13 protein-coding genes are annotated in these 14,929 nt (G+C 60.8%); 9 read left to right on the top strand and 4 right to left on the bottom strand.

Going from position 1 to position 14,929, the window contains the following annotated elements; all coding sequences use genetic code 11:
• Nucleotides 1–41: 41 nt before the first annotated feature.
• From speA to JFT63_RS22465, 4 genes are all read right to left on the bottom strand, one after another.
• On the bottom strand, nucleotides 42–1,955 hold the full coding sequence (gene speA, locus JFT63_RS22480) for an arginine decarboxylase (protein WP_057702658.1): 1,914 nt from the start codon (nucleotides 1,953–1,955) through the stop codon (nucleotides 42–44).
• Nucleotides 1,956–2,096: 141 nt separating this feature from the next.
• Nucleotides 2,097–2,468, bottom strand: a complete 372-nt coding sequence (locus tag JFT63_RS22475) for a translation initiation factor Sui1 (RefSeq protein ID WP_005784408.1) — start codon at nucleotides 2,466–2,468, stop codon at nucleotides 2,097–2,099.
• A 306-nt stretch (nucleotides 2,469–2,774) separates the two neighbouring features.
• On the bottom strand, nucleotides 2,775–3,311 hold the full coding sequence (locus JFT63_RS22470; RefSeq protein WP_198844803.1) for an NUDIX hydrolase: 537 nt from the start codon (nucleotides 3,309–3,311) through the stop codon (nucleotides 2,775–2,777).
• Between the two features lie 2 nt (nucleotides 3,312–3,313).
• Nucleotides 3,314–4,381, bottom strand: coding sequence for a DUF2333 family protein (locus tag JFT63_RS22465; protein WP_003188197.1), 1,068 nt, complete (start codon nucleotides 4,379–4,381; stop codon nucleotides 3,314–3,316).
• Between the two features lie 298 nt (nucleotides 4,382–4,679).
• Between JFT63_RS22465 and JFT63_RS22460 the strand changes: the two genes are divergently transcribed.
• The 9 genes from JFT63_RS22460 (at nucleotide 4,680) to fis (ending at nucleotide 14,925) form a co-directional block, all read left to right on the top strand.
• Complete coding sequence (locus JFT63_RS22460) at nucleotides 4,680–6,350, top strand: diguanylate cyclase (RefSeq protein WP_198844802.1); 1,671 nt, start codon at nucleotides 4,680–4,682, stop codon at nucleotides 6,348–6,350.
• A 53-nt stretch (nucleotides 6,351–6,403) separates the two neighbouring features.
• Complete coding sequence (locus JFT63_RS22455) at nucleotides 6,404–8,365, top strand: methyl-accepting chemotaxis protein (RefSeq protein WP_198844801.1); 1,962 nt, start codon at nucleotides 6,404–6,406, stop codon at nucleotides 8,363–8,365.
• 295 nt (nucleotides 8,366–8,660) lie between these two features.
• Nucleotides 8,661–9,116, top strand: a complete 456-nt coding sequence (aroQ, locus tag JFT63_RS22450) for a type II 3-dehydroquinate dehydratase (protein ID WP_032878109.1) — start codon at nucleotides 8,661–8,663, stop codon at nucleotides 9,114–9,116.
• A gap of 24 nt (nucleotides 9,117–9,140) precedes the next feature.
• Nucleotides 9,141–9,605 (top strand): acetyl-CoA carboxylase biotin carboxyl carrier protein, encoded by a 465-nt coding sequence (gene accB, locus JFT63_RS22445; RefSeq protein WP_043049479.1) that lies wholly within the window; start codon nucleotides 9,141–9,143, stop codon nucleotides 9,603–9,605.
• Between the two features lie 17 nt (nucleotides 9,606–9,622).
• On the top strand, nucleotides 9,623–10,984 hold the full coding sequence (gene accC, locus JFT63_RS22440) for an acetyl-CoA carboxylase biotin carboxylase subunit (RefSeq protein ID WP_057702654.1): 1,362 nt from the start codon (nucleotides 9,623–9,625) through the stop codon (nucleotides 10,982–10,984).
• A gap of 295 nt (nucleotides 10,985–11,279) precedes the next feature.
• On the top strand, nucleotides 11,280–12,158 hold the full coding sequence (gene prmA, locus JFT63_RS22435) for a 50S ribosomal protein L11 methyltransferase (protein ID WP_198844800.1): 879 nt from the start codon (nucleotides 11,280–11,282) through the stop codon (nucleotides 12,156–12,158).
• Between the two features lie 30 nt (nucleotides 12,159–12,188).
• Nucleotides 12,189–13,409: a DUF3426 domain-containing protein gene (locus JFT63_RS22430; protein WP_198844799.1), complete on the top strand. Its 1,221-nt coding sequence runs from the start codon at nucleotides 12,189–12,191 to the stop codon at nucleotides 13,407–13,409.
• 185 nt (nucleotides 13,410–13,594) lie between these two features.
• Entirely contained in the window at nucleotides 13,595–14,608 is a 1,014-nt protein-coding gene (gene dusB, locus JFT63_RS22425; protein WP_032878112.1) for a tRNA dihydrouridine synthase DusB, read from the top strand.
• Entirely contained in the window at nucleotides 14,605–14,925 is a 321-nt protein-coding gene (gene fis, locus JFT63_RS22420) for a DNA-binding transcriptional regulator Fis (protein ID WP_002555375.1), read from the top strand. The genes dusB and fis overlap by 4 nt, the downstream gene beginning before the upstream one ends.
• The last annotated feature ends 4 nt before the right edge of the window (nucleotides 14,926–14,929 follow it).

The following is a 14,929-nucleotide window of genomic DNA, read 5'->3' as shown; positions in this document are numbered from 1 at the left end:
AGAACCAAATGTGGGAGGGAGCAAGCCCCCTCCCACCTATATTACGAGGACAGGTACGAAGAACGCGTCAGGCCCAGGCGCAACGCGTCCAGAAACTGAGTGCGCTCCGAAGCCGAGATCTTCGCACTGGCACACTTGTCGCGGTAATGCGTCATCAACTCCTCCGGCGACAAGTGCACATAACGCAGCATGTCTTCGATGGTGTCGTGGGTTTCAATACCGGCGCTGTACACCGAACCGTCTTCACGCTGGTAGATGTTCACTGAGTCGGTATCACCGAACAGGTTGTGCATGTCACCCAGGATTTCCTGATACGCGCCGACCAGGAAGATACCCAACAGGTAGTCTTCGCCTTCGTTCAAACCGTGAACCGGCAGGCTGGTCTCGATGCTCTGCTCGTCAACGTACTGCTTGATCTTGCCGTCGGAGTCGCAGGTCAGGTCTTGCAGCACGGCGCGGCGCAGCGGCTCTTCGTCGAGGCGGTGCAGCGGCAGGATCGGCAGGACCTGGCCGATGGCCCAGGTGTCCGGCAGGCTCTGAAACACCGAGAAGTTGCAGATGTACTTGTCGGCCAGCTTGTCGTTGAGTTCGTCCAGCACCTGGCGGTGCGAGCGCTGGCGGGCTTTCAACGAGTTGTGCAGGCGGCGGCACACGGCGAAGTAGCACTGTTCGGCGAGGGCTTTTTCGGCCAGGGTCAGTTTGCCGTCGGCGTACTGAGTGGCCACGTCGCTCATGTAGTGGGTGGCGCGCCAGTAGGTTTCGGTGACCATTTCGATGTCGGTCGGACCGAGCAGGTCCACCAGCCATTGCACGGTTTCCGGCAGGCTTTCCTTGTTTTCGATGGTCGGGATTTCGTCGTTGTGCTTCTCGACGTCCGTCACCTGCACCACCAGCATGGCGTGGTGAGCGGTCAGGGAACGACCGCTTTCAGAGAAGATGTTCGGGTGCGGCAGGCTCTGCGCATCGCAGAATTCCTTGAGCATCCCCACGACCACACCGGCGTAGTCGTCCATGTCGTAGTTTATCGAGCTGGCGTTACGCGAGTGGGTACCGTCGTAGTCCACGCCCAGGCCGCCGCCGACGTCGATATGGTCCACCGGCAGGCCGAGGTTGCGCAGTTCGCCGTAATAACGAATGGCTTCCTTGAACCCGTGCTGGTAGTCGGCCAGGTTGGCGATTTGCGAACCCATGTGGAAGTGCAGCAGGCGGATACCCTGGTCCAGGCCGGCCGCGCGGAAGCGCTCGACCACCGACAGCAACTGCGCCGCCGACAAACCGAACTTGGACTTCTCGCCACCGGTGTCAGCCCACTTGCTCGAAGCCAGGGACGACAGGCGCACACGCAGGCCGACCTGAGGCTTGACCTTGAGGCTGGCGGCCTCTTCGATCACCAGCCCGACCTCGGACTCTTTCTCGATGACGATGAAAACGTTGTGACCGAGTTTCTGGCCCATCAACGCCAGGCGGATGAACTCGCGGTCCTTGTAGCCGTTGCAGACGATGGTGCCACCCTTCGGCGCCAGGGCCAACACGGCCAGGAGCTCAGGCTTGGAGCCCGCTTCCAGGCCGATGGAAACGTTCTGGGTGGCGATGATGTTCTCGATCACCGCTTCCTGCTGGTTCACCTTGATCGGGTACAACGCGGTGTACTTGCTCTGGTATTCCAGGCGCTCGATATTCGCATCGAAGGCGCCGGTGAGCTGGCGTACGCGGTCTTGCAGAATGTCGGGGAAACGTACCAGCAGCGGCAACGACAGGCCGCTTTTACGCAGTTGATCAACCTGCTCGTACAAATCGACCGGCGTGCTGTTCGGACCGTTGGGGCGGACTTCTACGCGGCCGGCTTCATTGATCGCGAAATAACCGGCCCCCCAATGGCGGATCCCGTAAACACTGCGGCTGTCCGCAACTGTCCATTGGCTGCCATCGTCTTTGCGTGTGCGTCGTACGGACATCGAAGTCCCCTATAAATGAAGGCGAAGGCGCCACCTCAAACGGAGGCTGGCGCAGTCTAAAGAATGAAAATGACGATTTGCCTGTAAGAAGGTCAGACCCCACTCGCAGGACAGAGTTTAGCCACAGGTTGGGAAGAGGCTTCAGCCGCCGGACTTCTTGGCCTTGTAACCGAGCTTGATCAGCTCGGCCAACAGCAGTTCGACGTGATCGCCCTGAATCTCGATGACCCCGTCTTTCAATGCACCACCGGTGCCGCAGCGCTTTTTCAGCGTGGTGGCCAGCTCCTTGAGGGCGTCTTCGGCCAGAGGCACGCCAGTGATGGTAGTCACCGTCTTGCCGCCACGGCCTTTGCTCTCGCGGCGTACGCGGGCAATGCCATCGCCTTCGGGAATCAGGGTCTGTTTGCAGGTACACGAATCCACGGGCTGACGACAGTCCGGGCAGTGTCGACCTGCATCGGTGGAAAATACCAGGCCACCAAGGGCGGCGAAGGATGCGGCTTTTTTGGCCACCGGCAATCCTCTTGGGAGGATGAAGACTGATCGGCGCCGCAAAGGGCGGTGACCGACCGCGAAGCCCCACTCAGGCAGGGGCAGCGCTACCGAACCGTCAAGGTCATTACCACCGTAGGAGCGAGCTTGCTCGCGAAGGTCGTCAACGATAACGCGGGCATTCAGGCAGCACGCGGTGTCTTGGCGTTTTTCGCGGGCAAGCTCGCTCCTACAGGGTGAAACAATAGCGGTTCGGGTGAAAAGGCGCGCAGTGTAACGGCAAAAAGCCAAGTTGCTAAGAGCCAAATGGCGCCAATTTATACAACTTTAGCGACGTGAGGCGAGATAGCGCCGCAGCCCCTCTTGAGCATCCGGGCAATAGGGCTTTTGCTCTGCCTCGGCAAGCACCGTTTCAATGGGCAGAAAGCGTGCCTCCATGACCTCTTCAGGCTGCAGCCGCAGGGGGCCGTCCCATATAGCAGAGTAGGATTTGCACCAAAGCCGACTGTCGCCATCCTCAAAATAGAAGTGGTCATGCTCGGTCAATGACACACCGCTCACACCCAGCTCTTCTTCCAGCTCACGGGCTGCCGACACCCCATAGGACTCACCCGCCGCCACCATGCCCCCAGCCGCCGTATCCCAAAACCCCGGATACAGCGCCTTGCTCAAGGTGCGCCGGTGCACACACAGCTCGCCTTTGGAATTGAACAGGAAGATAAACGTGCAACGGCCAATCAGGCCGCGCTGGCGCAGGTCGGACCTGACCAGGTGACCGAGCAGGTTGTCCTGCTCGTCGACCCAGCAGATCAGTTCAGCATCGGAGGCCATGCGGTGTGCGGCCTCCTTTTGAGTAGCGTCCATCATCAACCCTGGTTGAGGAGCTGACGCAAGTCGATCACTGCAGCGTTTGCCCGGGAAATATAGTTGGCCATCACCAGCGAATGGTTCGCCAGTACACCGAAGCCACTGCCGTTAAGAATCATAGGACTCCATACCGGTTCCTGCGAGGCCTCCAGTTCACGAATGATCTGGCGCACGCTGACGGTGGCGTTTTTCTTGGCCAGCACATCGGCAAAGTCGACTTCAATCGCGCGCAGTAGATGGGACAGCGCCCATGCCTGGCCGCGGGCTTCGTAGAACACGTTGTCGATCTGCATCCATGGGGTTTCCACCACTTCTTCATCGACCTGCGGCACTTCGCCCGGCGCCAGCGCCTCGGTTTTCAGCGCAGTGTTCAACTTGACGCGACCCACGCTGGCCGACAGGCGCTGGGACAGCGAGCCCAAACGGGTCGCCACATCGCCCAGCCAGTTGTTCAGGTTGTCGGCACGCGCATAAAACAGTGCGCCGCGCTGGTTCGGGTCAGACAGGCGCGCTTCGTAGCGGCTCAGGGAGTTGATGCCTTCCTGGTATTCCGATTCGCTCGAAGGCAGCACCCAGCTCTTGTTATCGAAGTTGAAGCGCGGCTCGGCCTTGGCCAAATCCGCATCTTCAGCCGACTGCGACTGGGAGCGGGCGAAGTCTTTGCGCAAGGCGCGGGTCAGGTCACGCACCTGCACCAGCACGCCGTATTCCCAGCTCGGCATGTTGTCCATCCACAAGCCCGGCGGGAAACGATCGTTGGAGATGTAGCCGCCCGGCTTGTTCAGCAAGGTGCCGACCACCGTCTTGAGGGTTTCGACGGTGGTGTAACCCACAACCATCTGCTTGCCTTCCTTTTCGGCGGCAAGCTGGGCGTTCTGCTGGACCGGAAACAGCGCCGGCTCCTGGCTCCAGTACCAACCCAGGCCACCGGTGACCAGCAGGTACAGGCCGATAATGCTGAGCAAAGCCCGGCTCATCAGCAAGTTGCGAAAATAGCTGCGGTTGGCCGACTTGGGCTCAGGGGCGGGGCCTTTGGCACTGCCTTCACGGTTTTTCCAGTCCAGCATGGCGATATCCTTTCAATCACTTGAGTTCATGCACGTCAATTGTCCGGGTGCGTTCAGACACTCCGACCACAACCCTACCCCATCGTGCCCATCGGTGCGGGGCTTTTACGCGAAAGTGGCGCATACGCGCGGTTGGACTATAAAGGATGCACGCTTTTTAAGCTGCGCGACCCGCTGGTCAATAACTGAATATCCGGCGCGCAGACTTAATTGACGTATGACACTCATGCGACAGAAAAGAGGTGCTAGCATAGAGCCATCAGTCGACCTCAGCATGCACCCTCACAGTAGTCAGGATATGACCGAGTCAGAAGACCCCAGCCGCGAGCGTCTCAAGCAGCATTTTGCCCAGCGGGTAATTCATCAGGCACGTCAAATTCTTGAGATCTGGCAGCGCCTGCAACGCGGCGAATGGTCGAACGCCGACTTTTCCGAACTCAGCGAAGCCAACCTGCGCCTGCAGCGCTTTGCCGAGCGTTTTGAACAGCCCGAGCACGGCCAACTGGCCCAGCATATTGGGCAAACCCTCCAGGCGGTGGACGAAAACCGTGGTCGCCTGAGCAGCCAGCTGATCACCGAACTCAACCGCCTGATGCAGCGCCTGTCGCGCACAGGGCTGCGTCAGGGTGACCAGCTTGAGCAAACCCTGCTGCCGCCGATGCGCAAGCCGATCTACGTGATGCTGGCTGACCACGACCGCGCCGAGCGCCTGGCCAAGCAGCTGGAATTCTTTGGCCTGAGCGCCCAGTCCCTGGACAGCGTCGCAGCTTTCAACACCGCCATGGCCGAGCGCCTGCCGTCAGCGATTGTGATGGACGTCGACTTTTGCGGCCCCGGCCTGGGCCTCACCATCGCGGCGCAAGCCCAGGAGGGCCTGGAGCAAAAGTTGCCGCTGTTGTTTTTCAGCCTGCACGAAACCGACACGCCGACGCGCCTGGCCGCGGTGCGTGCCGGAGGTGAAGAGTTTCTGACCGGCACCCTGGAAGCCTCCAGCCTGCTGGAAAAGATCGAAGTGCTGACCTGTGTTGCCCAATACGAACCGTACAAAGTACTGATCATTGACGACTCGCGAGCCCAGGCGCTGCACACCGAGCGCCTGCTCAACAGCGCGGGGATTATCACGCGCACCTTGATCGAACCCATCCAGGCGATGGCCGAACTGGCAGACTTCCAGCCGGACTTGATCATCCTCGACATGTATATGCCTGCCTGTACCGGCACCGAACTGGCCAAGGTGATTCGCCACAACGACCGCTACGTCAGCGTGCCGATTATTTACCTGTCGGCCGAAGACGACCTGGACAAACAGCTAGACGCGATGAGCGAAGGCGGCGATGACTTCCTGACCAAACCGATCAAGCCGCGCCACCTGATCACCACCGTGCGCAACCGCGCAGCGCGTGCGCGCAACTTGAAGGCGCGGATGGTGCGCGACAGCCTGACCGGGCTGTACAACCATACGCATATCCTGCAACTGCTCGAAGACTGCAGCTTTCGCGCTCGCCGCGAGAACAAGCCCTTGAGCTTTGCGATGCTGGATATCGACCACTTCAAGCGCGTCAATGACAGCCACGGCCACCCCATGGGCGACCGGGTGATCAAAAGCCTGGCGCTGTTTCTCAAGCAGCGCCTGCGCAAGACCGACTACATCGGCCGCTATGGCGGTGAAGAGTTCGCCATTGTGATGCCCGATACCGATGTGGAATCGGCCTGCAAGGTGCTCGATGACATTCGGCGGCGCTTTGCCGAAATCCACTACCCCGCTCAACCGCAGGATTTGTGGTGCACTTTCAGCGCCGGCCTGGTGGAACTGTGCGACGGCTGCGACAGCCTGACGATGGCCGCCCAGGCTGACGAAGCGCTGTACCGCGCCAAGGACGCCGGACGCAACCGCGTACAAGCCGCGCGCACATCAAAGCAAAGTGCCATCTTTTCACCGGAATCCACCGAATCGGTCATAACTCTGTAACGCAAGCGCAATAACTTCAGGCACTTATCTTTTGCCGTCGGTTGAAACCCCGCATGCGCCTCAAGCTGCTGACCAATCTCAATACCCTTCTGCTGGTGGCCGTATGCCTGGCCCTCGGGGCGACGCTGTGGTGGTCGCAACGGGCGCTGGAGCGTCCGTATTTGCTGATGGAGCGCTACCTGGGCCTGTCCCAGGCCTTTCAAAACCAGGCTGCACGCAATATCGATGACTACCTGGCCAGCGGCGATGCCCTGCGCCTGAGCCGCGCCAGTCAGAGCCTGGAAAGCCTGTTGCAGCAAGTCGCGCAATTGCCGGACGCGTTGGCGCAAACCCTGCGCCCCAGCCTCGCGGACCTGGAAACCTTCAGCAAGACCGACCTGCTGGCTGCCGGCAAGCTGGCCGGCGACCCGCAAGCACTGTTATTGCAGGCCGAACGTGAACTGGGGGCGAACCTGGAGCAACTGAGCCAGTACGCCAGCGCCGTCAACTCTGCGGACGCCGCGCGCTACCTGCCGGCGCTGCTGGCCGCTTCGCAGCATCTGGGCAAACTGTCCCTGGCCCGCGACAAGCTGGTGAGCAGTGGCCGCGCCGAGCTGGCCGATGAGGTGGAACGCGAAATGGCCAATATCCGCACCCAGGCCGACCTGCTGGCGCAATTACCCTTGCTTGGGGTGAAGGCCAGCGCCGAATCCAGCGCTGATGATTTTTCCGCGCTGATGGGCCTGGAAAATACCGAAAAAACCACAGCCCAGGACAGCGGTGTCGACCTCAAGCGCGAGCTCAACAGCCTGTTGACCCGCTACCCCGCCGAACTCCAGCGCACCCGCGAACAGATCCAGCAACGCGCCGACCTCGCCGCTGCCACCCAAATGAAAATTGCCAGCGTGCAGCAAGCTATCGCCGGCCTGGAGCCGGTAGTGCGTGCACAGCACGCCAGGATCCAGGGCGAAGTGCGTGTGCTGCAAGGCGTGATGATCGGCCTGATCCTGTTGATCGCGCTACTGATCGACACGCTGCAGCGGCGCCTGGCACGGGTGCTGACCAACCTGGCACCGGCCTTGTCGACCTGGGCCGAAGGTAATTTCAGCCAACCGATAGCCCTGGGCAAGACCAACCGTGAACTGCACGCTATCGAAGCCTCCCTGAATCGCCTGCGCGCCTATCTGGTGGACCTGGTGGGCACCATTCGCGGGAATGCCGAAGAAGTGGCCGGCAGCAGCCGCGCCCTCGCCGAACTGAGCAGCGGCCTGCACGACGGCGCCGAGCGCCAGGCTGGCGACACCGCACAGATCCGTGATTCGCTGGGTGAACTGGAAGCCACCATCCAGCAAGTGGCCGGGGATGCCAGCCAGGCTGCCGGCGCCAGTCGCAGTGCAGGCCAGGCCGTGGAACAAGGCCAGCGCGTAATCGGCCTGAGCCTGACCGGGCTGCACGCGCTGGTGGGCGAAGTGCAGCAAAATGCGCAGATGATCGAGAAACTCGCCGAGGAGTCCGCCACCATCGGCGGCGTGCTGACCGTGATTCGCTCGATTGCCGACCAGACCAACCTGCTGGCCCTCAATGCTGCGATCGAAGCCGCTCGCGCCGGTGAGGCCGGGCGCGGCTTCGCGGTGGTAGCCGACGAAGTACGTTCCCTGGCCCAGCGCACCGCTGGCGCCACTGCCGAAATCCAGGGCCTGATCGCTGGCCTGCAAACCGCCGCCCACCAATCGGTGCAAGGTATGCGCGCCCAGGTTGAACACGCCGAAGCCACCGCCCAGCAAGCCCAGGCGGCAGATGGGGCGCTGGATGAAATCGTCGGTGCGATCAAGACAATTTCCGAGACCGCGGTGCGCATCGCCGATGTGACCGCGCAGCAGAGCGGGGCCGTGAGTGAGATTCGCGATAACAGTGAGCGGATTCATCAGCTGGGTGAGGATAACTTGCTGCGCATAGGCCAGGGCCGTAGCCAGGGTGAGCACCTGTTGGTGCTCGGAGGGCAACTCAACACTGCCGTACAAGCCTTCCGCGTCTGACCCGCTCTCCCGCCCTATGGAGATCAAATGTGGGAGGGGGCTTGCTCCCGATTACAGTGTGTCAGTCTCAATACCTGTAGCTGATCCACCGCTATCGGGAGCAAGCCCCCTCCCACATTTGATCTTCAGTGGATTCAAGACCGTGTTCGGCATGACCAGATTCCGGGCCACAGTCACAAATTTCGCGCAATCCTCGCTAATCGTGCTGGCTACTGCATAGAACTGGACAGTCACAAAGGCTTTGCGGCATAGTCGCCGGGTTCTGCCGTACCCCACCAATAACAAGGAACAGCCGATGGCGACCTTACTGGTTCTTCACGGACCCAATCTGAACCTGCTTGGCACCCGCGAACCGGGCGTCTACGGGGCAGTGACCCTCGACCAGATCAACCTCGACCTGGAACGACGGGCCCGTGAAGCCGGCCACCATTTGCTCTACCTGCAAAGCAATGCCGAGTATGAATTGATTGATCGCATCCATGCCGCGCGTAACGAAGGCGTGGACTTTATCCTGATCAATCCCGCCGCTTTTACGCATACAAGCGTTGCATTACGTGACGCGCTGCTGGCGGTGAGCATCCCATTCATCGAAGTGCATTTATCGAACGTGCACAAACGCGAAGCTTTCCGCCATCACTCTTACTTCTCCGACGTAGCGGTAGGAGTGATCTGCGGCCTTGGCGCCAGCGGTTACCGACTGGCCCTGGAGGCCGCCCTGGAACACGTTGAAGAACAGGCTAAACGCCCCTGACCGACCCTTGGGAGTTGATGATTCATGGATATCCGTAAAGTTAAGAAACTGATCGAACTGCTGGAAGAATCCGGTATCGACGAGCTGGAAATCAAGGAAGGCGAAGAGTCCGTACGGATCAGCCGTCACAGCAAGACCCCGGCTCAACAGTTCTACGCACCGCAGATGCAAGCACCGGCTCCTGCCGCTGCCGCGCCTGCCGCCGCTCCAGCCGTTGCCGCAGCCCCTGCTGCCCCGGCCGCACCAGCGCTGAACGGTTTCGTGGTCAAGTCGCCAATGGTCGGTACCTTCTACCGCACCCCGGCACCGACCTCGCCAGCCTTCGTTGAAGTGGGCAAAACCGTGAAAGTGGGCGACACCATCTGCATCGTTGAAGCGATGAAGATGATGAACCACATCACCGCTGAAAAAGCCGGCGTCATTGAATCCATCCTGGTAGAAAACGGTCAGCCGGTTGAGTACGACCAGCCGCTGTTCACCATCGTTTGAACCGCGGAGCGCCTTCGATGTTGAAACCTGCGAAGAAACTGCAAAAAGTCCTGATCGCCAACCGCGGCGAGATCGCGCTGCGTATCCTGCGCGCCTGTAAGGAAGAGGGCATCAAGACCGTCGCTGTTTACTCGACGGCCGATACCGAATTGATGCACGTGAAACTGGCGGACGAAAGCATCTGCATCGGCCCGCCATTGGCCACGAACTCGTACCTGAAAGTCTCGAACATCATCGCTGCCGCTGAAGTGACCGGCGCTGATGGCATCCACCCGGGCTACGGCTTCCTCGCGGAAAACGCCGATTTCGCCGAACAGGTGGAAAAATCCGGGTTTGCCTTCATCGGCCCCAAAGCCGAAACCATTCGCCTGATGGGCGACAAGGTGTCGGCCAAGGACGCCATGATCGCAGCCGGCGTGCCAACCGTTCCAGGCTCCGACGGCCCACTGCCTGAAGACGAGGAAACCGCTCTGCGCATTGGTCGCGAAGTCGGCTACCCGGTGATCATCAAGGCCGCCGGTGGCGGTGGTGGTCGCGGCATGCGCGTGGTGCACAACGAAGAAGACCTGATCGAAGCCGCCAAGCAGACCCGCTCCGAAGCGGGCGCCTGGTTCGGCAACCCGATGGTCTACCTGGAGAAGTACCTGACCAACCCACGTCACGTGGAAGTCCAGGTGCTGTCCGACGGCCAGGGCCACGCCATCCACCTGGGTGATCGCGATTGCTCGCTGCAACGTCGCCACCAGAAGGTGCTGGAAGAAGCACCGGCACCGGGCCTGGACGAGAAAGCCCGTCAGGAAGTTCTGGCGCGCTGCGTCAAGGCGTGCATCGACATCAACTACCGTGGCGCCGGTACCTTTGAGTTCCTCTACGAGAACGGTCGTTTCTACTTCATCGAGATGAACACTCGTGTGCAGGTAGAGCATCCGGTATCGGAGATGGTCACCGGTATCGATATCGTCAAGGAGATGCTGAGCATCGCCGCCGGTAACGTGCTGTCGTTCACCCAGGACGACGTGAAGATGCATGGCCACTCCCTGGAGTGCCGCATCAACGCCGAAGACCCGAAAACCTTTATCCCAAGCCCTGGCCTGGTCAAGCATTTCCACGCGCCCGGCGGCAACGGCGTACGTGTGGATTCGCACCTGTACAGCGGCTACAAGGTTCCGTCCAACTACGACTCGCTGATCGGCAAGCTGATCACCTGGGGCGCAACCCGTGACGAGGCCATGGCCCGTATGCGTAACGCCCTGGATGAAATCGTGGTCGACGGCATCAAGACCAACATCCCGCTGCATCGGGACCTGGTTCGCGATGAAGGCTTCTGCGAAGGTGGTGTGAACATTCACTACCTGGAACACAAGCTGGCCAACCAGTAAGTGCTCCACCCAACAAAACCGCCTTCGGGCGGTTTTGTTGTTTCTGGGCCCCAAAAAACACCACCAAACCCAGTGGGAGCTGGCTTGTGTGGGAGCTGGCTTGCCTGCGATGGCATCACCTCGTTCCGGCAGAAAAACCTAGGTGCCTGCATCGCGGGCAAGCCCGGCTCCCACACAAGCCACACATTTGGACCGGGTGCAGTCAGTGGTGTCGTCTTCTGCCCGCCGCTCGCGTAAACTTGCGCGCTTTCGCGGCCTACTCGCTGCACATTCATTTTTTTCAAAGGTGCCCGCCATGCCTTGGCTGCAAGTCCGTCTCGCCATCAGCCCAGAACAAGCCGAAACCTACGAAGACGCTTTCCTCGAAGTGGGCGCTGTCTCGGTGACCTTCATGGACGCCGAAGACCAGCCGATCTTCGAGCCGGAACTCAACACCACGCCGCTGTGGTCCCACACCCACCTGCTGGCCCTGTTTGAAGACGGCACCGATGCCGCCGCCGTACTGGCCCATATGGAGTTGCTCACCGGCGGCCCGCTGCCCGAGCATCACAGCGAAGTCATCGAAGACCAGGACTGGGAGCGCAGTTGGATGGACAACTTCCAGCCCATGCGCTTCGGCCAGCGCTTGTGGATCGTGCCAAGCTGGCACGCTGCTCCTGAGCCAAACGCCGTCAACCTGCTGCTGGACCCGGGCCTGGCGTTCGGCACCGGCACCCACCCCACCACCGCTCTGTGCCTGGAATGGCTGGACGGCCAGGACCTGACCGACAGCAACGTTCTGGACTTCGGCTGCGGCTCGGGGATCCTGGCGATTGCCGCGCTGCTGCTGGGCGCCAAGGAGGCCGTGGGCACCGACATCGACGTGCAGGCCCTGGAAGCTTCCCGCGATAACGCCGGGCGCAATAACATTGCTGAAGGCAAATTCCCACTCTATCTGCCTGAAGACCTGCCCCAGGTTCAAGCGGATGTATTGGTCGCCAATATCCTCGCCGGGCCGTTGGTGTCGCTGGCAGCGCAATTGTCGAGCCTGGTCAAGCCGGGTGGGCGCCTGGCGCTGTCGGGCATCCTCGCCGAGCAAGGTGAAGACGTGGCGGCGGCCTACGCCAAGGACTTCGAGCTGGACCCGATCGCCAACCGTGATGGCTGGGTACGCATCAGCGGTCGTCGGCGCTAGAATGAGCGCTTGTCTGAATCGGATGGCCGCATGACCGACAGTTTCGTCACCCAGTGCCCGCATTGCCAAGCCCGTTTCCGCGTCAACCACGCTCAATTGAGCGTGGCCCGTGGCGTGGTGCGCTGCGGCTCCTGCCTGCAAGTGTTCAACGCCGCTCGCCAGTTGCTGGAGCAACGCGCCCAAGTGTTGGCAGCCGAAGCTGAACGGCCCGCTGCGGTCGAGCCAACGCCTGAACCCCCGCGAGCTATCAGCCAGAAACAGTGGACAGCCCAGGAGCTGGACCTGGACAACCTGGACCTGGACGAAGAACTGGCCAAGCTTGAGCGCCGCGAGACTCAGCACACCCAACCTCTGGGCGCAGAGCGTCGGCAGCCCGGCAGCGAACGTCGACACAAGGAAGACACCCTCAGCGCCAGCCGCGACACGGTCAAGGCCGAGGAAGAAAAGTGGGCCGCCAGCCTGTTCAGCGAACCTGCACAAGAGCGCGCAGCTGACGACGAGCCTGAACCGAGCAATACCCGGCAGCGCACCGAACCGTCCATGTCGCTGCACAGCGAAGCCATCGACGACGAGCCCACCCTGCTCTCGCCCCTGCATGACGATGAGCCTGACCCGCCCTTCACGCCCCTGACCCCAGCGGCAGAAGAGGCCGATGAACGCCCGCATCCACGGGGTAAACGTCCACGCGCCGAGGCCAGCGTTCACGACGCCATGCTCCAGGACCTGGAAGACGACCCGCTGCACCTCTATGCACAGAAACGTCCGTCAGGCTGGGGCCGTCGCCTGATCTGGATCCTGCTGGTACTGATCGCCGCCGCCGGCCTGGCAGGCCAGTACATCGCCTACCAATTCGACGAACTGTCCCGTCAGGACGCCTACCGCCCATGGTTCCAGCAGCTGTGCCCAAAAGTGGGCTGCACCGTGCCATCGCGGGTCGACATCGCCCATATCAAAAGCAGTAACCTGGTGGTACGCAGCCATCCGGAGTTCGCCGGTGCGCTGGTGGTGGATGCGATCCTCTATAACCGTGCGACCTTTTCCCAGCCGTTTCCGCTGCTGGAACTGCGTTTTGCGGATTTGAACGGCAGCCTGATCGCCAGTCGTCGCTTCAAACCCGCCGAATATCTGAGCGGCGAGTTGGCCGGGGTCAGCGAAATGCCCTCGCAGACACCGATCCACATTTCCCTGGACATCCTTGATCCCGGCAACAAAGCCGTGAACTACAGCCTGAGCTTCCACTCGCCCGAGTGAAACGGCACGCCCGAAGAGGTTTGACGGCGGATTATTGACTTGACCGACGTCAACCAAACCGCTGGCGATAAAAAAATAACTGTTCAGATTTTATCCAATTCAGCCTTTAACCCGTCATCGAGAGCGGGTATCATGCCAACCCTTTTTCGAACTCTAATGATCCGGCCCCACAACAGGGAAGTCCTATGTCGGCGGTACGCATCGGCCCATATACATTGCAGAACGGCTTGATCCTCGCCCCGATGGCGGGTGTCACCGATCAGCCCTTTCGTCAGCTGTGCAAGCGTTTGGGCGCGGGTCTAGTAGTCTCTGAAATGGTTACCAGCGACATGAGTTTGTGGAACACCCGCAAATCGCGGATGCGCATGATCCACGAAGGTGATCCCGAGCCACGCTCGGTACAGATCGCCGGGGGTGATGCGCAGATGCTGGCGGATGCGGCCCGGGCCAATGTTGAGCTGGGTGCGCAGATCATCGATATCAACATGGGCTGCCCGGCCAAGAAGGTCTGCAACAAGGCCGCCGGTTCCGCCCTGTTGAAAGATGAGCAGTTGGTCGCCGAGATCCTGCAGGCCGTGGTTGGCGCAGTCGATGTGCCGGTGACCCTGAAGATTCGTACCGGTTGGGACCGGGACAACAAAAATGGCCTCACAGTGGCAAAGATCGCTGAACAGGCCGGGATTACAGCGCTGGCGGTGCATGGCCGCACCCGCGCCGACCTTTATACCGGTGAAGCCGAGTACGACACCATTGCCGCGATCAAGCAGGCTGTGTCGATGCCGGTATTTGCCAATGGCGACATCGACTGCGCCGAGAAAGCCCGGCGCGTGCTGCACGCAACCGGTGCCGACGGATTGTTGATTGGCCGGGCCGCCCAGGGGCGACCATGGATTTTTCGCGAGATCGAGCATTTCCTGCGCACCGGTGAAGTCTTGCCGGCGCCGGAGCTGGTCGAAGTGGAACGTATTCTGCTTGAGCATCTGGCCGCCCTGCACGCCTTCTATGGGGATGTGATGGGCGTACGCATTGCTCGCAAGCATGTCGGCTGGTATCTCGCCACCTTGCCGGGCGCCAAGGAATTTCGCGCTCAGTTCAATCGTTTGGATGAAACGCAGGCACAGGTCGCCACCGTTCGTGAGTTCTTCGCCGAACGTGACAAGAGCCTGGGAACAGGGGATGGAAAAGGGGTGGCCGCATGACGATGATGACCGAGACTTTAGTGAGTGGAACAACACCCGTGAGCGACAACGTCAATTTGAAACAGCACCTCAACACGCCCAGCGAAGAAGGCCAGACCCTTCGCGGGAGTGTCGAGAAAGCGCTGCACAATTATTTCGCCCACCTTGAGGGTGCTTCCGTCACGGACGTGTACAACCTGGTGCTCTCCGAAGTCGAGGCGCCCTTGCTCGAAAGCGTGATGAACTACGTCAAGGGCAATCAGACCAAAGCCAGTGAGCTGCTGGGCCTGAACCGTGGCACCTTGCGCAAAAAGCTCAAGCAGTACGATTTGCTGTAAGCAT

The organism is Pseudomonas sp. MF7453, from assembly GCF_016405455.1.
GTDB classification, from domain to species: domain Bacteria; phylum Pseudomonadota; class Gammaproteobacteria; order Pseudomonadales; family Pseudomonadaceae; genus Aquipseudomonas; species Aquipseudomonas paralactis.
The sequence above is the reverse complement of the archived record's forward strand: the minus strand, read 5'-3'. Positions and strand labels throughout refer to the sequence as shown.